Source organism: Bradyrhizobium lablabi, from assembly GCF_018131005.1.
Lineage (GTDB): Bacteria > Pseudomonadota > Alphaproteobacteria > Rhizobiales > Xanthobacteraceae > Bradyrhizobium > Bradyrhizobium lablabi_D.
Window position 1 is genome coordinate 638,830 of the sequence record NZ_JAFCJK010000002.1, and the last position, 25,487, is coordinate 664,316.

The 25,487-nt window shown below is 64.1% G+C and carries 21 protein-coding genes; 13 read left to right on the forward strand and 8 right to left on the reverse strand.

All coding sequences use genetic code 11. The annotated features are described in order from the left end of the window. Positions 1-17: 17 nt before the first annotated feature. Together JQ553_RS08020 and JQ553_RS08025 are read right to left on the reverse strand one after the other, a co-directional pair. The gene (locus tag JQ553_RS08020; RefSeq protein WP_212499350.1) at positions 18-623 is read right to left on the reverse strand and encodes a CinA family protein; all 606 of its coding nucleotides are present in this window, start codon (positions 621-623) and stop codon (positions 18-20) included. 2 nt (positions 624-625) lie between these two features. After that, positions 626-1,837, reverse strand: a complete 1,212-nt coding sequence (locus JQ553_RS08025) for a bifunctional 2-C-methyl-D-erythritol 4-phosphate cytidylyltransferase/2-C-methyl-D-erythritol 2,4-cyclodiphosphate synthase (RefSeq protein ID WP_212499351.1) — start codon at positions 1,835-1,837, stop codon at positions 626-628. A gap of 284 nt (positions 1,838-2,121) precedes the next feature. Here JQ553_RS08025 and dusB point away from each other — a divergent pair, with 284 nt between their 5' ends. The 8 genes from dusB (at position 2,122) to mgtE (ending at position 13,132) form a co-directional block, all read left to right on the forward strand. Continuing rightward, a complete protein-coding gene (dusB, locus tag JQ553_RS08030; RefSeq protein WP_212499696.1) occupies positions 2,122-3,123 on the forward strand; it encodes a tRNA dihydrouridine synthase DusB in 1,002 nt (333 codons plus the stop codon). After that, positions 3,120-4,295 (forward strand): nitrogen regulation protein NR(II), encoded by a 1,176-nt coding sequence (locus JQ553_RS08035; protein WP_212499352.1) that lies wholly within the window; start codon positions 3,120-3,122, stop codon positions 4,293-4,295. Before dusB ends, JQ553_RS08035 begins: the two co-directional genes overlap by 4 nt. A gap of 9 nt (positions 4,296-4,304) precedes the next feature. Beyond that, on the forward strand, positions 4,305-5,747 hold the full coding sequence (ntrC, locus tag JQ553_RS08040) for a nitrogen regulation protein NR(I) (protein WP_212499353.1): 1,443 nt from the start codon (positions 4,305-4,307) through the stop codon (positions 5,745-5,747). A 165-nt stretch (positions 5,748-5,912) separates the two neighbouring features. After that, complete coding sequence (locus JQ553_RS08045; RefSeq protein ID WP_212499354.1) at positions 5,913-8,276, forward strand: PAS domain-containing sensor histidine kinase; 2,364 nt, start codon at positions 5,913-5,915, stop codon at positions 8,274-8,276. 17 nt (positions 8,277-8,293) lie between these two features. Continuing rightward, the gene (locus tag JQ553_RS08050; protein WP_212499355.1) at positions 8,294-9,664 is read left to right on the forward strand and encodes a sigma-54 dependent transcriptional regulator; all 1,371 of its coding nucleotides are present in this window, start codon (positions 8,294-8,296) and stop codon (positions 9,662-9,664) included. Between the two features lie 304 nt (positions 9,665-9,968). Beyond that, entirely contained in the window at positions 9,969-10,217 is a 249-nt protein-coding gene (hfq, locus tag JQ553_RS08055) for an RNA chaperone Hfq (protein WP_002711839.1), read from the forward strand. Positions 10,218-10,228: 11 nt separating this feature from the next. After that, complete coding sequence (hflX, locus tag JQ553_RS08060; protein WP_212499356.1) at positions 10,229-11,611, forward strand: GTPase HflX; 1,383 nt, start codon at positions 10,229-10,231, stop codon at positions 11,609-11,611. A gap of 150 nt (positions 11,612-11,761) precedes the next feature. Continuing rightward, positions 11,762-13,132: a magnesium transporter gene (mgtE, locus tag JQ553_RS08065; protein ID WP_212499357.1), complete on the forward strand. Its 1,371-nt coding sequence runs from the start codon at positions 11,762-11,764 to the stop codon at positions 13,130-13,132. Here the strand turns inward: mgtE and mazG are convergent. Beyond that, entirely contained in the window at positions 13,087-13,950 is an 864-nt protein-coding gene (mazG, locus tag JQ553_RS08070) for a nucleoside triphosphate pyrophosphohydrolase (RefSeq protein ID WP_212499358.1), read from the reverse strand. The genes mgtE and mazG overlap by 46 nt on opposite strands. A 129-nt stretch (positions 13,951-14,079) precedes the next feature. On the opposite strand from mazG, the gene queC reads away from it, so the two are divergent. Next, on the forward strand, positions 14,080-14,793 hold the full coding sequence (gene queC / locus JQ553_RS08075) for a 7-cyano-7-deazaguanine synthase QueC (protein ID WP_212499359.1): 714 nt from the start codon (positions 14,080-14,082) through the stop codon (positions 14,791-14,793). 566 nt (positions 14,794-15,359) lie between these two features. Further along, a complete protein-coding gene (locus JQ553_RS08080) occupies positions 15,360-15,581 on the forward strand; it encodes a hypothetical protein (RefSeq protein ID WP_212499360.1) in 222 nt (73 codons plus the stop codon). Between the two features lie 939 nt (positions 15,582-16,520). On the opposite strand, the gene JQ553_RS08085 is transcribed toward JQ553_RS08080, so the two are convergent. The 3 genes from JQ553_RS08085 to nthA are packed head-to-tail and all read right to left on the reverse strand — an operon-like array spanning position 16,521 to position 18,195. Next, positions 16,521-16,904: a nitrile hydratase accessory protein gene (locus JQ553_RS08085; RefSeq protein ID WP_212499361.1), complete on the reverse strand. Its 384-nt coding sequence runs from the start codon at positions 16,902-16,904 to the stop codon at positions 16,521-16,523. Next, positions 16,904-17,563: a nitrile hydratase subunit beta gene (nthB, locus tag JQ553_RS08090; RefSeq protein WP_212499362.1), complete on the reverse strand. Its 660-nt coding sequence runs from the start codon at positions 17,561-17,563 to the stop codon at positions 16,904-16,906. The genes JQ553_RS08085 and nthB overlap by 1 nt, the downstream gene beginning before the upstream one ends. Next, positions 17,563-18,195 (reverse strand): nitrile hydratase subunit alpha, encoded by a 633-nt coding sequence (gene nthA / locus JQ553_RS08095; protein WP_212499363.1) that lies wholly within the window; start codon positions 18,193-18,195, stop codon positions 17,563-17,565. Before nthA ends, nthB begins: the two co-directional genes overlap by 1 nt. A gap of 242 nt (positions 18,196-18,437) precedes the next feature. Between nthA and JQ553_RS08100 the strand changes: the two genes are divergently transcribed. The 3 genes from JQ553_RS08100 (at position 18,438) to JQ553_RS08110 (ending at position 23,033) form a co-directional block, all read left to right on the forward strand. Continuing rightward, positions 18,438-20,564 (forward strand): PQQ-dependent dehydrogenase, methanol/ethanol family, encoded by a 2,127-nt coding sequence (locus JQ553_RS08100; protein ID WP_212499364.1) that lies wholly within the window; start codon positions 18,438-18,440, stop codon positions 20,562-20,564. Between the two features lie 238 nt (positions 20,565-20,802). Next, positions 20,803-21,048: a hypothetical protein gene (locus JQ553_RS08105; RefSeq protein WP_212499365.1), complete on the forward strand. Its 246-nt coding sequence runs from the start codon at positions 20,803-20,805 to the stop codon at positions 21,046-21,048. A 692-nt stretch (positions 21,049-21,740) separates the two neighbouring features. Continuing rightward, positions 21,741-23,033, forward strand: coding sequence for a c-type cytochrome (locus JQ553_RS08110; RefSeq protein WP_212499366.1), 1,293 nt, complete (start codon positions 21,741-21,743; stop codon positions 23,031-23,033). A 25-nt stretch (positions 23,034-23,058) separates the two neighbouring features. Here the strand turns inward: JQ553_RS08110 and JQ553_RS08115 are convergent, their stop codons facing one another. Both JQ553_RS08115 and JQ553_RS08120 read right to left on the reverse strand, forming a co-directional pair. Further along, a complete protein-coding gene (locus JQ553_RS08115) occupies positions 23,059-23,367 on the reverse strand; it encodes a hypothetical protein (protein WP_249144029.1) in 309 nt (102 codons plus the stop codon). Positions 23,368-23,415: 48 nt separating this feature from the next. Further along, positions 23,416-25,386, reverse strand: a complete 1,971-nt coding sequence (locus tag JQ553_RS08120) for a 4Fe-4S binding protein (protein WP_212499367.1) — start codon at positions 25,384-25,386, stop codon at positions 23,416-23,418. Positions 25,387-25,487 lie beyond the last annotated feature (101 nt).

The window sequence follows — 25,487 nt, forward strand, 5'->3', positions numbered from 1 at the left end:
GGCCGCAAGCAAAACTCTCACGCCCGCGGCGGTCGCCTCCGCTTGACCGCGCTCCGCCGCGACGAGCGCGCGACGCGCAGGCGCAGGCGGCTTGTGGCCGCCTCAGGGCGCGGCTTGACGGCGGCCTGCGGGCCGCGCGCCAGTTCTATTAACATGCGCAGGGCCTCGACCACCGAGCGCTGGCGCACCGCAGTGCGGCCGATCGCGCCAAAGCGCTGTTCTCGATGGACGATGCGGCCGTCGCGCGCGGCGACGGCGAAATGGACGAGTCCGACAGGTTTGCCGGGCGTCGCACCACCAGGGCCGGCAATGCCCGTAATGGAGACCGCGAGGTCGACGCCGGCTTTTTCCAGCGCGCCGATCGCCATCGCGGTCGCGGTTTCCTTGCTCACCGCGCCGAAAGTCTCCAGCGTGGCGGCCTTGACGCCGAGCATCACCCTCTTGGCTTCGTTTGAATAAGTGACAAAGCCGCGGTCGATCACGTCGGACGAGCCGGGGATGTCGGTCAATGCACCTGCGACCAAGCCGCCGGTGCAGGATTCTGCGGTCGCGATGGTCAGCTTGCGCATCCGGCACAAATCGAGCAGCGAGCGGGAGAGGGCACGAGCGTCGCTGCCGCCCATGGCTATGCGCTCCAGCCCTTGTCGTTCCAGCCTTCATCCTCCCACGGCAGGCGGATGGTTGCGCTTGCGGTTGCCGCGATGCCTTCCTCGCGGCCGGTGAAGCCGAGCCGTTCGCTGGTGGTCGCCTTCACCGCCACGCGGGAGATGTGAATCCCGGAGATCTCGGCGATCCTCGCCCGCATTGTGTCGCGCAGCGGACCGATCTTCGGCCGTTCGCAGATCAACGTCACCTCGAGATTGGCGATCCGCCCGCCGCGCGCGGTGACGCGCTCGACGGCATATTTCAGGAACTGATCGGAGGAGGCGCCCTTCCACCTGGCGTCGCTTGGCGGAAAGTGCGAGCCGATATCGCCATCGGCGAGTGCGCCGAGGACGGCGTCGACCAGCGCATGCAGGCCGACATCGCCATCGGAATGCGCGAGGAAGCCTTTGGCGTGGGGCACGCGCACGCCGCAGATCATCACGTGATCGCCGTCGCCGAAGGCGTGCACGTCGTAACCGGTGCCGGTCCTGATGTCGCCAAGCTGGCTGGCGAGCCGCGCCTCCTCGCGCACGAAGTCTTCCGAAGTGGTGAGTTTCATGTTCGCAGGATCACCCTCAAATGTCGCAACCGTCAATCCCGCCCACTCCGCAAGCGCCGCATCGTCAGTGAAATCATTTCGACCCTCGCGCACCGCACGCCGGTGCGCTTGCAGTATCACGTCAAAACGAAAGGCTTGTGGCGTCTGCGCGATCCTTAAGCGAGCGCGATCCGGCGTCGCCTCGACGTCAGCGCTGCCGCCGATGACCTTGATCGTGTCCGTGACCGGGACCACGGGAATCGCGGCACCGGTGCGGGCCGTGGCGGCGATGGCGCGCGAGATCACTGCGGACGTGACGAACGGCCGCGCCGCGTCGTGGATCAGCACGATGTCGGGCTTCTCTTTCGCAAGCGCCTCGAGCCCGGCATGCACGGAGGCCTGACGGGTCGCGCCGCCCGGGGTCGGCGGCTGATGGCGCAGGCCGGCGACGGCTTCGCTGAAAAGCGCGGCGTCATCGGGATTGACGACGGGCTGCACGGCAAACACGTCCGGATGTCCGGAGAAAGTCTCCATTGCACGGTAGATCACCGTCCGCCCACCGATCGTTCGGTATTGCTTCGGCCCGCCAGCCCCCGCGCGCAGTCCGCGCCCGGCTGCGACAAGGATGGCTGCGGTACGCTCAGGCTTCGGCATTTTGAACCAGCAACAGTCGAATCGGGGATGAGGTGGACGACGGGGGCCGCCGCGAACAGCCCTTACCATGACCGATGCGCAAAAACAGAGCCATTCCCTCACGCTGTGGGAAAGCAGATTTTGTTGCAGTGCACCTGCGCTGATGTTACAACTGTCCAAACTGTAGGCATGAAGCTTGACTGCACAAGATTTGTGCTCACAATGGAGTGCGTCGGCTTCAATGACGTGGCTGACAGAATGATGAGACGTCCGTGACCGGCGTGCAAAGTATAGCCCGTAACTCTTTGAAGATAGGCGATATTGCTATCGCCAACCGCGTCCTCCTCGCGCCTATGTCCGGCGTTACGGACGCGCCCTTCCGGCGACTCACGGCGAAGCTTGGTGCGGGGCTCGTGGTATCGGAGATGACCGCCAGCGATGATCTCGCCAACGGCAAGCCGATGTCCAAGCTGCGCTGCGAAGCGGCAGGCATTGGACCGCACGTCGTTCAACTCGCCGGCTGCGAGAGCCGCTGGATGGCGGAAGGCGCCCGCGTGGCGGAGGCGGCGGGCGCCGATATCATCGACATCAACATGGGTTGCCCGGCGCGCCACGTGACCGGCGGCCAGTCCGGCTCGGCCCTGATGCGTGATCTCGACCATGCCGTGACGCTGATCGATGCAACGGTCGCGGCGGTGGAGGTCCCGGTGACGCTGAAGATGCGGCTCGGTTGGGATGAGCGTTCGCTCAACGCGCCGGAATTGGCGCGCCGCGCGCAAGCCGCCGGCGTCCAGATGATCACCGTGCATGGCCGCACCCGCTGCCAGTTCTACAAGGGGGAGGCGGACTGGGTCGCGGTCCGTGCCGTAAAGGACGCCGTCACGGTCCCCGTGGTCGTCAACGGCGACATCACCTCGTTCGAGGCGGCGGTCACGGCGCTGCGGATGTCGGGCGCCGACGCGGTCATGATCGGCCGTGGCGCGCAGGGGCAGCCCTGGCTGCCGGGACAGGTCGGCCGCCGCCTGGAGACCGGCGTCGTGGAGGCCGCCCCGTCGCTCGCCGAGCAGCTCGAGCATATCCGCGCGCTCTATGACGAGGTCTGCAGCCATTACGGCGTCCGGGTCGGGCTCAAGCACGCGCGCAAGCATCTTGGCTGGGCGCTCGAGGTTGCCGCCGGCTGCAGCCGCGCGCCGGCCGCGACATTGAAGGGCTGGCGGCAAAGGATACTGACGTCAGACGAACCGTCCGGCGTGCATCGCTCGCTGGAACATGCCTATGACGATTTTGCCTGGAGTGCTGCCGCATGACGTCAGCCGCTGAACACCGCCGGACTGTTCCCACCGACGGCGAGGCGATCCTCAACGCATTGCCTAATCCGGTGCTGCTCGTGGCGCCCGATGGACGGATCGTCGACGCCAATATGGCCGCCGAATCCTTCTTCGAAATCTCGACGCAATTCCTGCGCCGGCAGTCGCTGAAGGAGCTGGTGCCGTTCGGCAGCCCGCTTCTGGCGCTGATCGAGCAGGTTCGGGCCGCCGGTTCGCCGGTCAACGAATACAAGGTCGATCTCGGCACACCGCGCATTGGGGGCGACCGCCAGGTCGATCTCCACGTGGCGCCGCTGCCCGAGCGGCCCGGCCATATCGTGGTGATGCTGCAGGAGCGCACGATCGCCGACAAGATGGACCGCCAGCTCACCCATCGCAGCGCCGCGCGCTCGGTGATTGCGCTCGCCGCGATGCTTGCACATGAGATCAAGAATCCGCTGTCGGGCATCCGCGGCGCCGCGCAACTTCTGGAGCAGCAGGCGTCGTCCGAGGATCGCCTGCTGACGCGGCTGATCTGCGATGAGGCGGATCGCATCGTCACGCTGGTCGATCGCATGGAGGTGTTCGGCGACGACAGGCCCGTGGCGCGCGGTCCGGTCAACATTCATTCGGTGCTCGACCATGTGAAACGCCTCGCCCAATCGGGTTTTGCGCGCAACGTCCGCTTCATCGAGGACTACGATCCGTCCCTGCCGCCAGTGCTGGCCAACCAGGACCAGTTGATCCAGGTTTTCCTCAACCTGGTGAAGAATGCGGCCGAAGCGGTCGCCGATCTTGGCAGCGATGCGGAAATCCAGCTCACCACGGCGTTCCGGCCGGGCGTGCGGCTGTCGGTGCCGGGCAAGAAAACGCGGGTATCGCTGCCGCTCGAATTCTGCGTCAAGGACAACGGCTCCGGGGTGCCGGAGGATCTGTTGCCGAACCTGTTCGATCCGTTCGTCACCACCAAGCAGACCGGCAGCGGACTCGGCCTTGCGCTGGTCGCCAAGATCATCGGCGATCACGGCGGCATCATCGAATGCGAGTCGCAGCCGCGCAAGACCACGTTCCGCGTGCTGATGCCGATATACAGCGCGGCCAAACAACTCGACCAGAGCAACCGCGATGACGTTCCGGGTACGTCATCGACCGCCTCTCAGGATGCACGATGAGGATCAACAATGCCCGCAGGTAGCATACTTGTCGCTGACGATGACACCGCCATCCGGACCGTGCTCAATCAGGCACTCTCGCGCGCCGGCTATGAGGTGCGCCTGACCGGCAACGCCGCCACGCTGTGGCGTTGGGTCAGCCAGGGCGAGGGCGATCTCGTCATCACCGACGTGGTGATGCCGGACGAGAACGCGTTCGACCTGCTGCCGCGGATCAAGAAGATGCGCCCGAACCTGCCGGTCATTGTCATGAGCGCGCAGAACACCTTCATGACGGCAATCCGCGCCTCCGAGCGCGGCGCCTATGAATACCTGCCAAAGCCGTTCGACCTGAAGGAGCTGATCACGATCGTCGGCCGCGCGCTCGCCGAGCCGAAGGAGCGGGTGACCAATCCCGCCGACGACTCCGAATTCGACTCGATCCCGCTGGTTGGCCGCTCGCCTGCCATGCAGGAGATCTACCGCGTGCTGGCGCGCCTGATGCAGACCGACCTGACCGTGATGATCTCAGGCGAGTCCGGCACCGGCAAGGAACTGGTCGCCCGCGCGCTGCACGACTACGGCAAGCGCCGCAACGGCCCGTTCGTCGCCGTCAACATGGCGGCGATCCCGCGCGACCTCATAGAATCCGAGTTGTTCGGCCATGAGCGTGGCGCGTTCACCGGCGCCAACACCCGCGCCTCGGGCCGCTTCGAACAGGCCGAGGGCGGCACGCTGTTCCTCGATGAGATCGGCGACATGCCGATGGAGGCGCAGACCCGACTTCTGCGCGTGCTGCAGCAGGGGGAATACACCACGGTCGGCGGCCGCACACCGATCAAGACCGACGTCCGCATCGTGGCCGCCAGCAATAAGGACCTGCGCATCCTGATCCAGCAGGGCCTGTTCCGCGAGGACCTGTTCTTCCGCCTCAATGTCGTGCCGCTGCGGCTGCCTCCCTTGCGTGAGCGGATCGAGGATCTGCCCGATCTGATCAGGCATTTCTTCGCGCTCGCCGAGAAGGACGGCCTGCCACCGAAGAAGCTCGACGCTCAGGCGCTGGAGCGGCTCAAGCAGCACCGCTGGCCCGGCAATGTGCGCGAGCTGGAGAACCTCGCCCGGCGCCTCGCCGCGCTCTATCCGCAAGACGTCATCACCTCCTCGGTGATCGACGGCGAACTGGCGCCGCCGGCGGTCACGTCCGGCGGCAACGGCGCGGTCGGCGTCGACAATCTGGGCGGCGCGGTCGAGGCCTATCTGTCCTCGCACTTCTCCGGCTTCCCGAACGGCGTGCCGCCGCCGGGCCTCTATCACCGCATCCTCAAGGAGATCGAGGTGCCGCTGCTCACGGCGGCGCTGGCGGCAACCCGCGGCAACCAGATCCGGGCGGCCGATCTGCTCGGGCTGAACCGAAACACCCTGCGCAAGAAGATCCGCGACCTCGATATTCAGGTTTACCGGAGCGGGGCTTAGGGCGGCTGGCGGCGCCGTCCGGCGCCAGGGCGGGTGAGGCGTCACGGGGCTGGGGATAGGCTGCTTCGAGCGCCGCGGAAATGTCGCAATTCGGCAACAATGTGATATGATTGCATCAGTCGCGGAATACCGCCGACGAAAGCTTTCACCTCAGCCATTGCCGGGATGACCAGCGCAGAGACCACGGCCTCAACGTTCGACCCACCGCCTGCCGATCGCAAGGGCTTCACCCTGCGGCGATGGTCGGCGCTGTTCGCTGCCGCGACCGCGCTGCTGTCGGCCTTCCTGACCTTTGTCGTACTGAGCGGGCTGACCCCGATCGAGCCGAACAAGGAGGTCGTCTACTCGCTCCTGCTGATCAATGCCGCGAGCATCCTGCTGCTGGTCGGGATCATCGGCCGCGAGGTCTGGAAGGTGATTCAGGCCCGGCGGCGCGGCCGGGCGGCGGCGAGGTTGCACGTCCAGATCGTCAGCCTGTTCTCCATCATCGCGGTGCTGCCGGCCGTCCTGGTCGCCATCGTCGCCAACGTGACCATTGACCGCGGCCTCGACCGGCTGTTCTCGGGGCCGACGCGGGAGGTGATCCAGAACTCGCTGATCGTGGCGCGCGCCTATACCTATGAGCACGCGCAGCTCATTCGCGGCGACATTCTGGGCATGGCCAACGACATTTCGCATGCGTCGCCGCTGTACGACCAGGACCGCAAGTCGTTCCAGGAATTGCTGACGGCCAACGCCGCGGCTCGCAACCTGCCGGGCGCCATGCTGATCGACAAGGACGGCGGGGTCCTGATTTCGGCGCAAACCGGCATTCGGCGGGATTTCACCAGTCCACCGCCGGACTTTCTCAAAAACGTCGACGAGAACGAGCCGCAGATCGCGGTCTTCCCGGAGGCCAATTACGTTGCCGCCGTGATCCGCCTTCGCGCCTTTACCGACACCTTCCTCTACGTCGCGCGGCTGCTCGACCCGCGCGTGGTCAGCCAGTTGAAGCAGACCGAGGCGAGTGTCGCCGAATACGCCCAGATCGAATCGCGCCGGCTCGGCATCCAGGTCACCTTCGCGCTGATGTTCGCGGTGATCGCGCTGACCATCCTGATGGCCTCCGTGCTGATCGGGTTGAATTTCGCCAACTGGCTGGTCGAGCCGATCCGCAACATCATGAGTGCCGCAAACCAGGTCTCGACCGGCGACCTGCATGTGCAGGTGCCGGTGGCCAAATCCGAGGGCGATCTCGCCCAGCTCGGCCAGACCTTCAACAACATGACGCAGGAGCTGCGCACCCAGCGCGACGAGCTCGTCAACGCAAGCGAGCTGATCGACAGCCGCCGCCGCTTCATCGAGGCCGTGCTGTCGTCGGCGAGCGCCGGCATCATCGGCGTCGACGCGTCCGGCAGCGTCGGCATCCTCAACCGCTCGGCCGAGAAGCTGATCGGGCACGCCGAATCCGAGACGCTCGACCATCCGCTGTCGGATGTGCTGCCCGAGCTCGACGACATGATGAAGACCGCGCGGGAGGGCACGCAGCGCCTGGTGCAGGGCCAGATCACGATCAATCGCGACGGCCATGAACGGAACCTGTCGGTGCGCATCTCCGCCGAACAAACCAGCCAGTCGCGCGACAGTTACATCATCACGCTTGACGACATCACCGAGCTCGTGTCGGCGCAGCGTACCTCCGCCTGGGGCGACGTCGCCCGCCGCATCGCCCACGAGATCAAGAACCCGCTGACGCCGATCCAACTCTCCGCCGAGCGCATCCGCCGCAAATTCGGGAAGAGCATCATCGAGGAGAAGGACAAGTCGATCTTTGATCAGTGCACCGACACCATCGTGCGCCAGGTCGATGACATCAGACGGATGGTCGATGAGTTTTCACGATTTGCGCGGATGCCCAAGCCCGTGATGGAAGGCGAGGACGTCGCCGACGTGGTGAAGCAGGCGGTGTTCCTCATGAAGGTCGCCCATCCCGACCTCGACATCGAGGCCGATATCAGGCAGGACCCACTGCCCGCGCAGTTCGACCGCCGTCTGATCTCTCAGGCGCTGACCAACATCATCAAGAATGCGACCGAAGCGATTGAGCAGGTGCCGCCCGAGGGACTCGGCAGGGGCCGGATCGACGTCGTCGCGCAGCGGGAGAACGACGACATCGTCATCGATGTCGTCGACAACGGGATCGGGCTGCCGAAGGTCGCCCGTGCGCGCCTGCTTGAGCCGTATGTGACGACGCGGCAGAAGGGAACCGGGCTCGGGCTCGCGATCGTCGGCCGCGTCCTTGAAGACCATGGCGGCCGCATCGAGCTCAAGGATGCATCCGACTTCCGCGCGGGCCAGCGCGGCGCGTGGATGCGGCTGCGCTTTGCGGTGTCCGGCCAGGCGGCGAGACCCGAGGGCAAGGAGCAGGCAGCCGTGAAATCGGAATCCGCCGAGCAGAGCATTGAAAAAATTCCGCCGAAGGAGCCGACCGGGTCCCCGGCACAAGCGACCAACGATGAACCAAAATTCAAAGCCGCGACGGGCGACTGACAAGGCAGGTGTAACCCATGGCAAGTGACATTCTGATTGTCGACGACGAAGCAGACATCCGCGACCTCGTCGCTGGAATCCTGGACGACGAGGGCTTTTCCACGCGCACGGCGCGCGACAGCGATTCGGCGCTCGCCGAGATCGCCAACCGCCGCCCCCATCTTGTCTTCCTCGACATCTGGCTGCAGGGCTCCAAGCTCGACGGTCTGCAACTGCTCGAGCAGATCAAGAAGGACAATGCCGACCTGCCCGTGGTCATGATCTCGGGCCATGGCAACATCGAAACCGCCGTCGCCGCGATCAAGCGCGGCGCCTATGACTTCATCGAAAAGCCCTTCAAGTCGGACCGGCTGATCCTGGTCGCGACTCGCGCACTGGAGACATCGCGGCTCAAGCGCGAGGTGAAGGAGCTCAAGCAACTGGCTCCAGCGTCTAGCATTTTGACCGGGCGATCGGCCTGCATGAACCAGCTTCGCCAGACCATCGACCGGGCCGCCAAGGCCAACAGCCGCATCCTCATCGTCGGCCCCTCCGGCGCCGGCAAGGAGCTCGCCGCGCGCACGCTGCACAACGCCTCGGGGCGTGCGGACGGGCCGTTCGTGGTGATCAATGCGGCGGCGATCACGCCGGAACGCATGGAGGTCGAGCTGTTCGGGATCGAGGGATCGAACGGCGAACAGCAGCGCAAGCCGGGTGCCCTCGAAGAGGCCCATGGCGGCACGCTGTTCATCGACGAGATCGCGGACATGCCGCGCGAGACCCAGAACAAGATCCTGCGGGTGCTGGTCGAGCAGACATTCCAGCGCCAGGGGGGCACCACCAAGGTCCATGTCGACGTCCGCATCATCTCGTCCACCGCGCGCAATCTGGAGGAGGAGATCGCCGCGGGCCGATTCCGCGAGGATCTCTACCACCGCCTCTCGGTGGTGCCGATCCGCGTACCGCCGCTGTCGGAGCGACGTGAGGACATTCCCGAGCTGATCGACTACTTCATGGACCAGATTTCGGCCGCGACCGGCTTGCCGAAGCGGCAGATCGGGCAGGACGCGATGGCGGTGCTGCAATCGCATGTCTGGCCGGGCAACGTCCGCCAGCTTCGCAACAATGTCGAGCGGGTGATGATTCTCGCCGGCGGCGGACCTGAGGCCATCATCACCGCCGACATGCTGCCGCAGGATGTCGGTTCGATGGTGCCGGCGATGCCGACCTCCAACAATGGCGAACACATCATGGGCCTGCCGCTGCGCGAGGCGCGGGAAGTCTTCGAGCGCGACTATCTGATCGCCCAGATCAGCCGCTTCTCCGGAAACATCTCGCGCACCGCGGAGTTCGTCGGCATGGAGCGCTCGGCGCTGCATCGAAAGCTGAAGGCGCTTGGGGTCGGTTGATCCCCACGCTGCCGGCAGATGGGGCTCACTCCGCGATCGCCGAAGGGCGGTCGGATCCGGCCGGGACCGGGTGGCAATTTGTCCATTTGGTTGAGAATAATCGTCGCATTCGCCGGGTTTTCTTGGAATTGCCACCATCTGGGTGCGTGAACTGGCTTGCCTAAAAAGCGCACGTGGCCTCTAATCCGACACGCTAGGCCTGTCGGAGGGGGATCTCAGGGCAGGCGCGGGCAGCCGGGGCAAGCTCCGAGAGAGAGCAACAACCGGTTCAATAAAAAGAAACCCAAATGGCGGGACAAAAACAATGGCGGCAGACCGCGCACAAAACCTACAAGACACCTTCCTAAATCACGTTCGTAAAACCAAAACACCACTGACGATATTTCTGGTCAACGGAGTGAAGCTACAGGGCATTGTCACCTGGTTCGACAATTTCTGCTTGCTGCTCCGGCGCGACGGTCATTCGCAGCTTGTCTACAAGCATGCGATCTCGACCATCATGCCGGGCGCTCCGATTCAGTTGTTCGAAGGCGGTGAGGATAGTCCGGCTTGAGAGTGACCTGATTGGAACCCTTCAACCGTGAAGGGGACGCCGACCGTCCGCGGTCGGCGGGGGATAGCAAGAGCGGGCGGGTGATCGTCATCGGCCCGTATCTGCGCGTGCGCCGCGACGGCGGCGATGCGCAAACGGAATCCCTTGTCCGCGATCACGAAGCGCGGATCGAGGAAGCCGCGGGCCTTGCGGGCGCGATCGATCTCATCGTGGTCGAGGCGGTGGTCGCGCCGGTCGGCCAGATTCGCCCCGCCACCTACCTCGGCAAGGGTAAGGTCGAGGAGATCGCCGGTCTTGTTGCCAGCAACGACATTGAGCTCGTGGTGATGGACTGCGCGCTGGCGCCGATCCAGCAGCGCAATCTCGAGAAGGCGTGGCGCACCAAGGTGCTCGACCGGACCGGCCTGATCCTGGAAATCTTCGGCCGCCGCGCCAAGACCAGGGAAGGCGCGCTGCAGGTCGAACTCGCCCACCTGAATTATCAGCGCAGCCGGCTGGTGCGGTCCTGGACCCACCTCGAGCGACAGCGCGGCGGTTTCGGCTTCATGGGCGGTCCGGGCGAGACCCAGATCGAGGCCGACCGGCGCCTGATCAGCGAGCGCATCGCCAGGCTCGAAGGTGAGTTGAAGAAGGTGCAGGCGACGCGGCGGCTGCATCGCGCCGGCCGTCAGCGCGTGCCATACCGGGTGGTGGCGCTGGTCGGTTACACCAACGCCGGCAAGTCGACCCTGTTCAACCGCCTGACCCGCGCCGACGTCCAGGCCGCGGACATGCTGTTTGCCACGCTGGACCCGACCTTGCGCGCGCTCAACCTGCCGCACGGCGGCAAGGCGATGCTGTCAGACACCGTCGGCTTCATCTCCAACCTGCCGACCCAACTCGTGGCCGCGTTCCGCGCCACGCTGGAGGAGGTGCTCGAGGCCGACATCATCCTGCACGTTCGCGACATCTCGCATGAAGACGCGGAAGCGCAGGAGCGCGACGTCGAGGCGGTGCTGCGTCAGCTCGGCATCGATCCGACCGCCGACGGCGGCGAGCGCATCATCGAGGTCTGGAACAAGGTTGACCGCTTCGATCCCGAGGAGCGCGAGAATTTGCGCAACATCGCCGCGCGGAGGCCGCCGGAGCGGCCGTGCTTCCTGGTATCCGCCATATCAGGCGAGGGGATCGATCAGCTCCTGGCCGCGATCGAGGATCGCCTCGCCGCCAAGCGCATGACGCTGAACCTGTCGATCGACGCCTCCGATGGCGCAGGCATTAGCTGGCTGCACCGCAATGCCGAGGTGTTGAACAAGGAGCTGCACGGCGAGCGGTTCGACATGACCGTGCGCGTCGACGCCACCAAGCGCGACATCGTCATGAATCGCTTCGACGCCGTTCCGCACGGTCTGTGAGCCGGCTGCCGGCAGCGATCGTCGAAAATATGACGACGTCGTGACGTGGCCCGCTTGACCGGCCGCATGCGACCATGTGCTGCACTTTCTGTTTGAATTCCGTATCGCCTTGGTCCATTGCGCTGCTGGACGCGAAGGCGAGGCCGATCAATGCAGAATTCCAGCGAAGCCGTAGGGGACGCAACGCTCGCGAATGCGACTGGGGATCTCGCCCAGGAACGGGCGCCCGACATCGTGGAGGCGCTCAACGCGGAAGAGCCCGAGGCGGCGGCGGCGATGCTGCAATCATTGCCGGCCGAGAAGGCGATCGAGGTTCTTGATCTGCCCGGGCTCGCCAATACCTGCGAGCTCATTACAGCGCTGCCGTCAGACACCGCGGTTGCGCTGCTGTCCGGGGTCTCCGACGATCGCGCCGCCGACATCTTCAAGGAGCTTGAGGAGCCGGTCCGAACTGCGTTGCTGGACCGCCTCAATCCGGAGACGCGGGGCGTCATTTCCGGGCTGCTGGCGTATCCGGAGCGCAGCGCCGGCAGCATCATGACGACCGAGTTCGTCAGCGTTCCCTCGACCTGGACGATTGCCGAGGTCTTGCATCACATCCGCATGGTCGAGCGCACCCGGGAGACCGTCTACTCGATCTTCGTGATCGATCCGGTCAGGAAGACGCTGGTTCAAGCAGTGCCGCTCCGCCGCCTGATCTCAGGCGACCCGCACGCCAATGTCCTGACGGCGGCGCCGGCGCGGCGGCCGCTGATGATCTCGCCTGAAGCCGACCGCATGGAGGCGGCACGGCTGATCTCTCGATACGATCTGCTGGCGGTCGCGGTGGTCGATGGTCCGGGCCGAATTCTCGGCATCGTCACGGTGGACGACGTGATCGACGCCATCGTCCAGGAATCGACCGAGGACGTCCAGAAATTCGGCGGCATGGAAGCGCTTGACGAACCCTACTTGCGGATCAGCTTTGTCGAAATGATCAAGAAGCGAGGCGGCTGGCTGTGCGCGCTGTTCCTCTCGGAGATGCTGACCGCGAGCGCGATGCAGACCTTCCAGGACGAGCTCGAGAGAGCGATCGTGCTGACGCTGTTCATCCCGCTGATCATGAGCTCGGGCGGCAATTCCGGGTCGCAGGCGACGTCCCTGTTGATCCGTGCCCTGGCGCTGCAGGAACTCCGCCTGGGCGACTGGTGGCGGGTCGCCTTGCGTGAACTGCCGACAGGATTGGCGCTTGGCGCCATCCTCGGTGTGATCGGCATGGCGCGGATCACGCTCTGGCAGACGCTGGGCATCTTCGATTACGGCCCGCATTGGGGCCTGGTGGCCGCAACCGTCGGCGCCACCCTCGTCGGCATCGTGACGTTTGGATCGCTGGCCGGATCGATGCTGCCGTTCATTCTCAAGCGCATCGGCTTCGATCCGGCAAGCGCGTCCGCGCCCTTTGTGGCGACGCTGGTCGACGTGACGGGCCTCGTCATCTATTTCGGGGTTGCGGCCGTGATTCTCCGCGGCACGCTGCTGTGAGGGACGACGGCGCTCTTCGCCTCGTTCCACAACGCATCCATCTCTTGCAGGGACGCTTCCTCGAGCAAGTGGCCTCGCGCGGCGAGGGTCTTTTCGATATAGGCAAACCGCCGCTCGAACTTTGCATTCGTAGCGCGCAGCGCGGTCTCCGGATCGGCGTCGACGTGGCGTGCGAGGTTGACGAGGGCGAACATCAGGTCGCCGGTCTCTTCCGTCAGTTCCTGCTTGTCGTTGCGGTCGAGTGCGGCCTCGATCTCGTCGGCTTCCTCGCGGATCTTGTTCAGCACCGCGCGCGGGTCGTTCCAGTCGAAGCCGACGGTCGAGGCCTTGCGCTGCAATTCCATCGCGCGCGTCAGGGCGGGCAGGCCGGCCTTGACGCTCGCGAGCAGCGATTTGTGCGCGGTGTCCTCTGGCGCGCGCCGTGCCGCACGCTCTGCCTTCTCCTCGGCCTTGATGCGCTCCCATGCGCTCTTGACGCCGGCGGGCTGGATGTTGCCGTCCTTGTCGGCAAAGATATGCGGGTGCCGGCGGATCATCTTGCTGGTGATCGCCTCGACCACGTCGCCGAACGCAAAGGCGTTCCGCTCCTCCGCCATACGGGCGTGATAGACGACCTGGAGCAGGAGATCGCCGAGTTCGTCCCGGAGGTCGTCGAAATCGCCCCGCGTGATCGCGTCCGCGACCTCATAGGCCTCCTCGATCGTGTAGGGCGCGATGGTCGCGAAATCCTGTTCAAGGTCCCACGGGCAGCCGGTTACCGGCGTGCGCAACGCGGCCATGATCTCAATCAGGCGGGCGATATCGCGGGAAGGGGTCATGGGGCACCAAAATGTTGAAAGGCTCCGGCTTTATGCCAAAACGGCCCTGCCGATCCCAGCAAATCGCGCCGAAATCACGGCGCTGTCCGCCGATTGGCCATGGTGCCGATGAGTGGTAAAGCGGGTTCCATGAACGATCAGAGCAATTCCGGCACCGCGCTGGTGCTGTTTTCCGGCGGCCAGGACTCGACCACTTGCCTGGCCTGGGCATTGTCCCGCTTTGCCCGTGTCGAGACGCTTGGCTTCGCGTATGGCCAGCGCCACGCGATCGAGCTCGAATGCCGCGACCGTCTGGTGTCCGGCCTCAAGGCGCTGCGGCCGGACTGGGGCGCCAAACTCGGCGACAGCCACACGCTTGCAATCCCGACGTTGTCGGAAATTTCCGACACTGCGCTGACGCGTGACGTCGCGATCACGATGGGTGCGGACGGCCTGCCGAACACCTTCGTCCCCGGCCGCAATCTGGTGTTCCTCACCTTCGCGGCGGCGCTCGCCTATCGCCGCGGCATCCGCCACATCATCGGCGGCATGTGCGAGACGGATTACTCGGGCTACCCGGATTGCCGCGACGAGACCATCGAGGCGTTGCAGTCAGCGCTCAGTCTCGGCATGGCCAGGGACTTCGAACTGCACACGCCGCTGATGTGGCTCGACAAGGCCGCGACCTGGCGGCTCGCACATGATCTCGGCGGGGCAGGGTTGGTCGATCTGATCCGCGAGCAGTCCCACACCTGCTATCTCGGCGAGCGCGGCGCGCAGCATGAGTGGGGCTATGGCTGCGGCGAATGTCCCGCGTGCAGTCTGCGCGCCAAGGGCTGGCAGGAGTATGCGGCGCGGCTGTAGTCGCGCCGGTCCTGAATTGCGCGACGAGGCAAGCCTTCGCCCGAGAATCAGCTGGCTTCGGTCGGTGGGGCAAATCAGTCGTTCAATCGGCCCCGTCCCAGACGCAAAATGCACGACCAGCCGTTTACGGCGAGGAAACAAGGCCGAAAACATCCGGGTAGAATACCCTCAAGGGGGCGGTGCCGTATCCGTACATATCGATTTCAGCGGGCCACCGAAAATCGGCGCCTCACCCCATCATAGTTTGGAACTCGCCAGCCAGGGTGCAAGTTGTTCCCCATCACCGGCTTCGGCTCTTGCCCATAGGCGCTGGTGGCTGAGAGACCGTTCGCGCTCCCGCCTGAAAAAGGAAGGAGGAGCGCATGTCCCGTCGGCGCATCCAGCAAACGACCATTACGGGAGAACATCTTGCGGAAGAGGCACGGCGCTTTCGGAAGGAAGCCCGCGGCACCCCGCCAGGCATTGCGCGTGAGCGCCTTATTCGCAGAGCCCGCCAGGCCGAGGCCGCTTCTGATCTGACCAAATGGCTGAACTCGCGCGCACTGCAATCGCCAAAGTGAGTTTATATGGTTATCGACCGACTGTTACACGGCTGCGCTATAGACACGGAAACGATTAGCCGCATCACAGCAGCTTACGAGCGAGCACTGCATACGCTCTGCGTCAAGGACCGCGACGACCCGCTGACGGAAATGATCGCGAAGACGATCATCAAGGTCGCGCAAACCGGCATCAAGGACCCCTTGAAGATTTCGATGCAAGCGATCAAGGAACTGGAAATGCGGTGAGGCCGCTCAATGGCGGTTGCATGTCCGGCGCCGGCCGCGTTTGGGACTCGTTCTGATCGGCGAACGCCTTGCGTTTGGCCTGCGAGCGACGGGTTGACGAATATGCGGCGTAGTTGCCGGCGCGCCGATCACTGATTTGCCCGACGCGGCAAGTCTTCACACGAAAAATATTTCTGTTTTTCAGAAATGGAAATCAGGCTAATAATTGCTCCGTCTCATCCGATTGAGGGGCGCTTCGCGATCGTCACAGGTGTTGGGTTGAGATGCGGTGGACGCCGCGCGTGTGACTGACGAGCACATGCGATGCGGACGGTGAAGTCGTGTGGTCCTGACGCCCCAGTGGCTGGTGTTAAGTCCGCGGGAGGCCAACGCCTCTTGCTGACGACGGTGGCAACAAAGCCCGGTCTCGCCGAGGAGATCACGTATAAGCCGTAAACCATCGCGCAGGGAAAGCCGGGTTGTTTCCGGTTACACCTGTGGTCCTACCCCCGTGCTTTTTGTTGCACGGGGCCCATGGGTGCCAACCGGCACCCGGCTTTCCCCGCGCCCTCTTGATTTGGAGGGCGGAAAGACAAGCAAAGCTTGGACGCAACGCGTCGCGAGAATGCAAACTCGTATCCGAATCGCTGTTTGATATGTGAATCGGACGCCAGCCTCGCATTGCGAGGAGTGCAGCGACGTAGCAATGCATGAATCCACGTACGCGGAGGGATCGCTTCGGTTGACGAATGGAAACCGGGTACGCCAATCCATCACCGTTATGATGGGGAGGCCGCGAAGCCGCCGTCTCGAAGCACGACGGCCGGGCTCTGCGGGCTGACGCATCGGGGCCGCGCGTCCTTCGAGGCTCGCCCAGCGGCGCAAGTGGTCCGCAAGGCTCGCACCTCAGCATGACGGGAGTGATAGTGGCGCAGCGTGTCCAAGGAGGAACGCGACCCGCTACTCAAAATCCCCCGGCGTCAGCTCGATCGGCTTTCCGTGCGGGGTGCGGTCGGCGGCGTGATCCCAGGCGTCGCGGTAGCGCTGCAGATTGTCCAGCGTGGTGACGCCCTTGGCGGCGACCAGCGCCTCCAGGGTGGCGAGCCAATGCTGGTAGTAGGTCTCGCCGGTGTCGGGATCGCCCTTGGCCTGCGCGCGTTTGATCTCGGCGCCCAGCGCCTCTGCCCATTCCTTCCAGGTGAAGACTCCGGCCTCGTGCAGCGCGAGCGCCATCGCGAAGGCGCGCGCTTCCCAGGGCTCGCGGAACACCGGACCGTCCGCGTCGCGGGGAATTCCGGGCGCCGCGATCGCAGCGCGCATCGCTTGCTGCGGACCGATCGCCATCAGGGATGTTCCAGATAGGATTCCCAGGCGTCAACGGACACGCTCAGCGTCGGATCGCCGCCCGCGCCCCACAATTCGGGCCCGTCGAACCTGACGGTGAACAGCCATTGCGGGTTCTCGCCCTTGCCCTGCGAATTGAGGTCGGGAAACACGTGGCAGCCATGGTTCATCTCGACGGTGCCGAGATGGCCGCGGACATATCGGGGCAGACGGGTATGGGTCGTCGGATGAATATCCTTCATCCGCACGGTGTCGCCGACATTGAACAGTGCAGGCGCCGTCGGGCGCCGTTCGGTCGGGCCGCCGCGGCGGATCGCGGGCGTCACCTCATCAGGCGCCACGGGCTTGATGCCGGGCTTGGGCGGGAAGAGCATCTTGCCGGCCTCGATCTCCTCGCGCGTGACGAGACCGCGCTCGATCATCAGCGTCTCGAGGCCGGCGAGCCAGATCTGAAAATAGCTCTTGCTGAGATAATCCTCGGACGGGCGGTTCTCGCGGGCAAAGCGCGACATGTCGATATTCCAGCCGCCGGGACGCGCCATAGCAACTGTCAGCGCAAAGGCGCGCCGTTCCCACTCGGCGTGGAACACCGGCTCGTTCGTTTCGGCGACGACAGGGCCAAAGCCCCTGACGCCTCCCATGTCATGCGCGCCGTCCATCAGGCGACCTCGCCGGGCTGTCTCGGCAAGCCGGTGCCGATCATGCTGTCGCGGGTGACCAGTTCGCCGAGCTGATCCTCGCTCCAGCCCTCGGTGCCCTCGGGGCGCATCGGCAAGACAAGGTAGCGGATCTCCGCGGTCGAATCCCACACTCTGATTTTGGTTGTGTCGGGCAGGGTGACGCCAAAGTCCTTGAGGACGCCGCGCGGGTCGGCAACCGCTCGGGAACGATAGGGCGCGGATTTGTACCAGACCGGCGGCAGCCCGAGCACCGGGTGCGGATAGCAGGAGCACAGTGTGCAGACGACCATGTTGTGCTGCTCCGGTGTGTTCTCGATCACGACCATGTGCTCGCCCTGGCGACCGGAGTAATCGAGCTCGCTGATTGCCGATGTCGCGTCCTTCAACAGCCGCGCGCGATAGTCCGGATCACTCCACGCCTTCGCCACCACGCGGACGCCGTTGCGCGGGCCGATCTTCTTCTCATAGAGTTCAATCAGAAGATCGAGCGAGACAGGGTCGACATATTCCTTCTCGGTCAGAATCGATTCCAGCGCGCGCACACGCAGCTCGGTTTCCGACAATTCCGAATGGTCGTGATCGTGGTGGCGGTCGTGATCATGTCCGGTCATGTCGCCAGGATAGCAACAATCCGGACTATGTCGAGGCCGGGGATCCGGCGCCACGAGACGGATAGCGAAAAGCGAGCAGGCAGGAGGAGCTCTTCATTGCATTGAGGGCCGGCATCATTGCTCGCATCACATTCCCGTTGCGTCAGATTGACGGTGGTTTCGGCCCGACTATGATCCCGCCGCTCCCGCGAGCATGGATCCAATGAGATCATGCTCATCAGACAGGATCGTCAGGAAAAGGAATGACACGCTTGCCGTGCAATGAATGCCGTTTGCTTGGAGTTGCCAGCGCGCTGTTGCTGAGCTTCGCACTCACAACTCAAGTCACCCTGGCTGAGGACCTGACGCCCGCGCGCATCAAGGCGGCGACGTCGGCGGTCGACGGCGCCATGATAAAGGCCAACACGGCGACCTCGCGCGACTGGCCAACCATCGGCCTCGACTATGCCGAGACGCGTTTCTCAAAGCTCAACCAGATCAATTCCGACAATGTGAAGGGGCTCGGGCTTGTTTGGAGCTATAGCCTCGAGTCCGAGCGCGGCGTCGAGGCAACGCCCGTCGTGATCGACGGCATCATGTACCAGACCGGGCCCTGGAGCATCGTGCATGCGATCGATGCCCGCTCGGGCAAGAAGATCTGGACCTTCGATCCCGGCGTCGATCGCGCAAAAGGCTACAAAGGCTGCTGCGACGTCGTCAATCGCGGCGTCGCCGTCTACAAGGGGAAGGTGTTCGTCGCTGCCTTTGACGGCAGGCTGATCGCACTCGATGCCGCGACCGGCCAAAAGGTGTGGGAAAAGGACACGCTGATCGACCACGAGCACTCCTACACCATCACCGGCGCGCCGCGCGCCTTCAACGGCAAGGTCGTGATCGGCCAGGGCGGCGCCGAATATGGCGCACGCGGCTATGTGACCGCCTATGATGCCGAGACCGGCAGTCAGCTCTGGCGCTGGTTCACCGTGCCCGGCGATCCCTCCAGACCGTTCGAAGACGCTTCGATGGAGGCGGCCGCGAAGACCTGGGATCCTGCCGCGAAATACTGGATCAATGGCGGCGGTGGCACGCCGTGGGATACGATCACCTACGATCCCGATCTCAACATGGTCTATATCGGCACCGGCAACGGCGCGCCGTGGAATCGCAAGATCCGCAGCCCGTCCGGCGGCGACAACCTCTATCTCGCCTCGCTGGTCGCGCTGAACGCCGACACAGGCAAATATATCTGGCACTATCAGGAGACGCCCGGCGATCACTGGGACTACACCTCGACCCAGCCGATGATCCTCGCCGACATCAATATCGACGGCAGGCCGCGCAAGGTGATCCTGCACGCACCGAAGAATGGCTTCTTCTTCGTCATCGACCGCACCAACGGCAAGTTCATCTCCGCGAAGAACTTCGTCGATGTGAATTGGGCCACCGGATATGACGTGGACGGCCGGCCGATCGAAGTTCCGGCGGCGCGCGGGGACGATCCTTATGACAGCGTCCCCGGTCCGTATGGCGCGCACAACTGGCAGCCGATGTCTTTCAATCCGCAGACCGGCCTTGTCTATCTGCCGGCGCAGAGCGTGCCCGTGAACCTGACACCGGAGAAAACCTTCGAGCGTAATGCGGCGACGCCCGGCAAATTCGGTAGCTCAACAGGCTGGAACATCGGCTTTGTGCTGAACGGCACCCCGCCGAAGGCGCCGACATTCGGACGCCTCCTTGCCTGGGATCCGGTAAAGCAGAAGGAAGCCTGGCATGTCGATGATCCCTCGCCCTGGAACGGCGGCACACTGACCACCGCCGGCAATCTGGTTTTCCAGGGCACGGCTGACGGACGCTTCGTCGCCTACGACGCAACTTCAGGTAAGACGCTGTGGGAGACGCCGACTGGCACCGGCGTGGTCGCAGCAGCTTCGACCTATTTGGTCGACGGCGTGCAATATGTCTCGGTCGCTGTCGGCTGGGGAGGCGTGCTCGGTATGACCGGCCGCGCCACGCAACTGCGCAGCCCCGGCACCGTCTACACTTTTGCGCTCGGTGGCAAGGCGAAGCTGCCGGAGTTCGTGAAGTACCAGACCGAGAACCTGCTCGAAGGCGTTCCCTACGATCCGAAGCAATATGACGAAGGCACAGCAATTTATGTCGCCGCTTGCGCCAACTGCCACGGTGTGCCTGGCGTGGACAATGGCGGCAACGTGCGCAACCTTGGTTTTGTCCTGAAGGAGGAGATCATCAACCTGAAGGACATCGTCTTCAACGGCCCCTTCAAGGACCGCGGCATGCCCGACTTCACCGGCAAGCTGACGGACGAGGATATCGTGAAGATCCAGGCCTTCATCCAGGGCACTGCGGATGCTGTGCGAGCGAAGAAGTGACGCTGTCAGCAGCGGCTTGGGAGCGAGGCGCTCGCTCCCAAGCTGCATTATCGGTTCTGATGGAATCAGAACCGAAGCTCGGACGGCGGATCATTGCAAGGGTGCCATTTTGACAATCGGCGAGACGAACGCACATCTCTTCGATCCTGTCTGACATTCAGCATTTCGGAGCTTTGAGTAAGGTGGCCCCATAAGCGGTGTTGCTCATCCCGAGCCCCGTAAGAAGGAGTGTCACACCATGTCCACCTCAGCCAAGAATCGTTGGGTCAACGTTGCCGCAGCAGGGGTTGCCGTCCTTGCCCTGTTCGGCCAGCTTTCACCTGCGGCGGCGTCCGGTCAGAACGACCCGGCCGTTCTGACGTCGCACTTGGCCTGGCTCGCACCAACCAGCCAGGCTGCACCTTCAGCGCCGGAGCTACACGCCAAGACGGCGGGACCTCAAAACCAGACCAATGATCCATTCGCATCCCTGTACCTCGGATGACGATGGGCGATATGGAACGCTGAATCGGACAATGCGCTGGTATGGCTTACGGCAGCCTGGGAAGGGAACTGCCGTAAGCCTGGGTCTCAACTTCCTTGTCGGCGCCGGGTCGAAGATTTTGACGACCGCTCCTTGGTCTTTCCAAGAGAGACAACGCGCTAGACAAGAGCCGCTTGCCGACCACGGCCTGCATCAACGCTGACGCAGAGGCCCGAGATCGAAGTTCGGTTGAGAGTCAGCTGCTATGGCCCCAGCAAGGCAGCTGGAGCCGCGTAGTCGTTTCTGAAGAGACCGAGCGACTCCAGTTCGTGCCGATGACGATCCAGTTCCAGGATTGCCAGCAGGAATGTCAGCACGACAGCGATATAAATGAGCGACGGCGACGTTTCGGCGGGCATGTTGCCGTGACGTGGCGACCTCGACCCGCGGGGTGATCGCCACAGTGACATCAAGTGCAGATACGTCTTCGGTCGTATTTGCATGCGTCGTCCTCGACGTCCCATGATCAGCATAGACTTCGCCAATCCTTTGCTCAAGCCGGGAACGTGTCGTTGCGGCATTGAGTAGCAAGATCATTGCCGACTTGCGGTGCAGCATTGAGGCCTGACAACCGCCCCAATCATTGACTTGTATCAACAGCACTCAGGACATGTCCGGTGCGAACAACGCGAGAGCCGTCCGGTGGACCGCCGATGAATTGGGCCTCAAGTCTGAGCATTGTCGCCGCTGTGTGGGCGGCTGCACCGGCTTTGGCGCAAGGTCAGCTCGCAGGTCATGGCGGGCCCGTCCGGTCGATTGCAATTTCCAGTGACGGCAACACGGCCCTGTCGGGCAGCTTCGACACATCAGCAATTCGGTGGTCGCTCAGGACGGAATCCGCGGAACAGATCCTCCGATTTCACTCCGATCAGGTGACCGCGGTCGCCTTCCTGAAGGACGGGCGTATGGCCACCGCGGGAGCCGATGCGCGGATCGCGATCTGGACGCCGGGCCGCCAGCAGCCCGATCGGCTTTTCGAGGGGCATCACGCGCCCATCGTTTCACTCGCGGTCTCGCCTGACGGTGCGAAGCTCGCCAGCGCGTCGTGGGATCATACGGTTGGTGTCTGGTCGCTCGCCGACGGCGCGGCGCGGATGCTCGAAGGGCATACGCAGAACATCAACGGCGTCGTCTTCGCGGCGGACGGAAAGTCGTTGATTAGCGTCGGCTATGATCATGAGTTGAGGATCTGGCCGATGGCGGGCGGAGCGCCGGATGTGGTCTTGCTTCCGTCTCCGCTTGTCGCCGCGACAGTCGCTCCTGACGGGGAAATCATAACGGCTGGGGCAGACGGGGCGATACGGTTCCTGACATCGGACGGCAAGGAGACCGGGGAGGTGTCTGTCGCGCCGATGCCGATTGTCGCGTTGGCGATCTCCACCGATGGCACGTTGATCGCTGCAGCCGCAATTGGCGGAAGTGTTTCCATCATCGATCGCAGGGCGCGCAGCATCGCGTCGACGCTAGCCGCTCAAGGCGCGCCGGTTTGGTCGGTGGCATTCCTGCCCGACAATGCAACGTTGCTCACGGGGGGCGCGGATGGCCGGATCCGGCGCTGGAACGCGCGAACCGGCGATCCCATCGGCTCGTCACCGCTGGCAACGCAAGGCGATCCGCTCGCCGCCTACGCGGGAGATCGCGGTGCCGAGGTGTTCAGGGCGTGCGTTGCCTGCCACACTCTGTCCGGAAAGGAGCCGCAGCGCGCCGGTCCCACGCTCGACGGCTTGTACGGTCGCCGGATCGCGTCACTGCCGGGATATCGCTTTTCCGACGCGCTGACGAAGATGGATATCGTCTGGACTCCCGAATCGGTGGAGAAGCTCTTCGAACTCGGTCCGAACGCCTATACACCTGGAACGAAAATGCCCGAGCAGCGGATCGGGTCCCCGGAGGATCGCCGGGCGCTCACCGATTTCCTCGGGCGCGCGACTGCGGGACGACGGTGACGGCAGGTTACATCTCCCCACGCGGCTAGAAGCCAGGCCATTTCTCTACGGGAAGGTCCATTATGTTCGGGTACGCCTTGATCAATTTGACAACGTCCACGTTCGGATGCTCTTTCAGCGCCTCGGTGACGCAATTGTTGACGTATTTCCGGCGCGCGAGCCATTTGATCTTCCTGCCCTTCGCCTGCGCCTTGCAGGCAACGATCGCCTGTTTCAGGGCAGCCTTGTCGGCTTTCGACAGGGGCGCGGCTTCGACGGGCGCGTGCATCATCGCCGCCCCAACCGCAACTGCAACGAAAATGAATGTAAGCTGAGCTTTGATCAGATGAGACATGGCAATCCCCCAAGTGTGCTTTGGTGAAATTGGCTCCTGTTGGTCGGGCTAATCCTTGCTTTCCCGCTCGCGCAGATAATCGTCGGTCGTGCGAGGTGCCGCACGCTGCGACACGCCGGCGAGCGGATCGAACTGCTGCTCGCTCATGGTAATTACGCGACAATCCGCGCACATCCTCACCACGTCCAGCCGGCTGTCACCTGCGGGGTACATCCAGTGCCGGCCCTCGAGCTTCGCCGCGATTTTCTCGATCGTACTCTTCACGCCGAAAGGCTTGTGGCAGCGGATGCAAAGCGCCGGTTCTTCCTGCTTGATGATCTGCGCTGGGGCCCTGGCGGCACGGAAATCGATCTGGGGTTTAAGAGTGATGACCTTTTCCGGACATGTGCCCTGGCACAATCCGCACTGCACGCAGGCATCCTCGACGAATTTGAGCACGGGACGTTCGGGATCATCGCGTAGCGCACCGGTCGGGCAGGCCGACACGCAGGCCAGACATAATGTGCATCCCTCCACATTGACGCTGATTGCGCCAAGGGGCGCACCCTCCGGCAGCGCGATGATGTCGACCGGCGACGGGGCCAGACGGTGCAGCTCATGAAGAGCGAGGCGAAGCAATTCGCGCCGTTTGCCGACGGTCCGGAAGGTCGCGGGCTGGGCCACGGTCGGCGCAGGCTCGATCGACCAGAGCGTCCCGGCGAGCACGTCCGGATCGTCGGTTTCGATGGTGTCCACCCTGCGTCCTTCAAATCCAAGCCCGGAGATGATCGGATCGGCCATCGCGATCGTCTTGAACAGGCCGGTAACGTCGTGCCGCGGCTTTCCGCGGAGAAGGAAGCGTATCCCTGCCGCGCCATAGGCAAGGGCAGCGATGATCGCCTCCAGGCCGACCTGCGTCACCTCGTTCACCGCCAGCGGCAGCACGCTCGCCGGAAGCCCGTTGCCATGGCGAGCGAGCACATCGATTAACGCGCTGCCGTGTTGGCCGTCATGGAACAGGACGACGGCATGGCCGCCGCCGGCTTCGCAATAAGCCAGGAGCATGGCGCGCAATTTGTGCAGCAGCGCGTCGGCCGGCGGCAGTGCATAGGTGGCTGCGCCGGTCGGACAGGCCGTGGCGCATTGCCCGCATCCAGCACAGACTTCGGAATTGATGGTGACGTGATCGCCGTCCGGCGTGATCGCCCCGGTGGGGCAAAGATCGAGGCAGCGATGGCAACCCGTCAGCTTCGACCGGGAATGCACGCAGAGCTCTGGGGCGAAATTGACATATCGCGGCTTGTCGAAACTGCCGACGAGATCGCGCGCCTTGAGGACCGCGCGAAGCATCGCCGGCGGATCGCCCGGGTCGGCGCGGAGATAGCCGTCGCGCAGGTCATGCGCGGGAAAAAGCGGCGTACCGCCGGAAAGATCCAGGATGATGTCGCAGCGCGACGTCAGGCCGTTGCGCGGAGACTCGAAAAGGAGCGCGTCACGCGAGGACGGACGCGGCGCCGCATAGTCATCGATCACGAGCTCGAAGGCCCCCAGATGTCCCCAGGCATTGCGGATCGTGCCCGTGACGATCGGGAACGATGTCGTCGCCGGCGGCACAATCTGCCCCGGTCTCGTGATCATGACGGTGACATCGAGGTGATCGGCGAGCAGCCGACCTGCCTCAATCGCGACGTCGTCGCGGCCATAGATCAAAATCACACCCTCGCTCGACAGGCTGACAAGCGGGTAGGCCGGCATAGACTCCGACGCCGCGGCCAACAGCGCTGCCATTTTCGGTCCGGCCTGCGATCCCTCCATTGACCAGCCGGCAGTTTCCCGGATGTTGACGAACTCGGTCTTGGCCGTGCGTCCTTCCATCTCATCGGCAAACAGCGGCGCTTGCTGGGTGCAGCCGACGATCAGCGGCCCGGCAACTGTTGCCGCCTTGCGAAATCGATCCAGCTCGGCCCCGCAAAGCTGCTGGAACTCGGCGATTTCGCTGTTGCGGCATCCTCGTTTGATGGCGGCCGTATCGAGGCGCATCGTGTCTTCGCACGAGCAGATCAGGATTGTTTTCGGCGAGTCCACCATGAGCAGCCATTGGCCTCCGGACAGCAGCGGGAGCGACGGCGAGCGGACTCGCG

Excerpts from the sequence above, each read along its gene's own strand:
- JQ553_RS08105 (WP_212499365.1), top strand. The coding sequence starts at position 20,803 with ATGTCCACCTCAGCCAAGAATCGTTGGGTCAACGTTGCCGCAGCAGGG.
- JQ553_RS08080 (WP_212499360.1), top strand. The coding sequence starts at position 15,360 with ATGGTTATCGACCGACTGTTACACGGCTGCGCTATAGACACGGAAACG.
- nthA (WP_212499363.1), bottom strand. The coding sequence starts at position 18,195 with ATGACCGGACATGATCACGACCGCCACCACGATCACGACCATTCGGAA.
- JQ553_RS08035 (WP_212499352.1), top strand. The coding sequence starts at position 3,120 with ATGACGTCAGCCGCTGAACACCGCCGGACTGTTCCCACCGACGGCGAG.
- JQ553_RS08120 (WP_212499367.1), bottom strand. The coding sequence starts at position 25,386 with ATGCGCCTCGATACGGCCGCCATCAAACGAGGATGCCGCAACAGCGAA.
- JQ553_RS08100 (WP_212499364.1), top strand. The coding sequence starts at position 18,438 with ATGACACGCTTGCCGTGCAATGAATGCCGTTTGCTTGGAGTTGCCAGC.
- hfq (WP_002711839.1), top strand. The coding sequence starts at position 9,969 with ATGGCGGCAGACCGCGCACAAAACCTACAAGACACCTTCCTAAATCAC.
- JQ553_RS08020 (WP_212499350.1), bottom strand. The coding sequence starts at position 623 with ATGGGCGGCAGCGACGCTCGTGCCCTCTCCCGCTCGCTGCTCGATTTG.
- mgtE (WP_212499357.1), top strand. The coding sequence starts at position 11,762 with ATGCAGAATTCCAGCGAAGCCGTAGGGGACGCAACGCTCGCGAATGCG.
- JQ553_RS08110 (WP_212499366.1), top strand. The coding sequence starts at position 21,741 with ATGAATTGGGCCTCAAGTCTGAGCATTGTCGCCGCTGTGTGGGCGGCT.
- JQ553_RS08115 (WP_249144029.1), bottom strand. The coding sequence starts at position 23,367 with ATGTCTCATCTGATCAAAGCTCAGCTTACATTCATTTTCGTTGCAGTT.
- JQ553_RS08085 (WP_212499361.1), bottom strand. The coding sequence starts at position 16,904 with ATGGCGATCGGTCCGCAGCAAGCGATGCGCGCTGCGATCGCGGCGCCC.
- JQ553_RS08050 (WP_212499355.1), top strand. The coding sequence starts at position 8,294 with ATGGCAAGTGACATTCTGATTGTCGACGACGAAGCAGACATCCGCGAC.
- JQ553_RS08025 (WP_212499351.1), bottom strand. The coding sequence starts at position 1,837 with ATGCCGAAGCCTGAGCGTACCGCAGCCATCCTTGTCGCAGCCGGGCGC.
- queC (WP_212499359.1), top strand. The coding sequence starts at position 14,080 with ATGAACGATCAGAGCAATTCCGGCACCGCGCTGGTGCTGTTTTCCGGC.
- mazG (WP_212499358.1), bottom strand. The coding sequence starts at position 13,950 with ATGACCCCTTCCCGCGATATCGCCCGCCTGATTGAGATCATGGCCGCG.
- JQ553_RS08045 (WP_212499354.1), top strand. The coding sequence starts at position 5,913 with ATGACCAGCGCAGAGACCACGGCCTCAACGTTCGACCCACCGCCTGCC.
- nthB (WP_212499362.1), bottom strand. The coding sequence starts at position 17,563 with ATGGACGGCGCGCATGACATGGGAGGCGTCAGGGGCTTTGGCCCTGTC.
- ntrC (WP_212499353.1), top strand. The coding sequence starts at position 4,305 with ATGCCCGCAGGTAGCATACTTGTCGCTGACGATGACACCGCCATCCGG.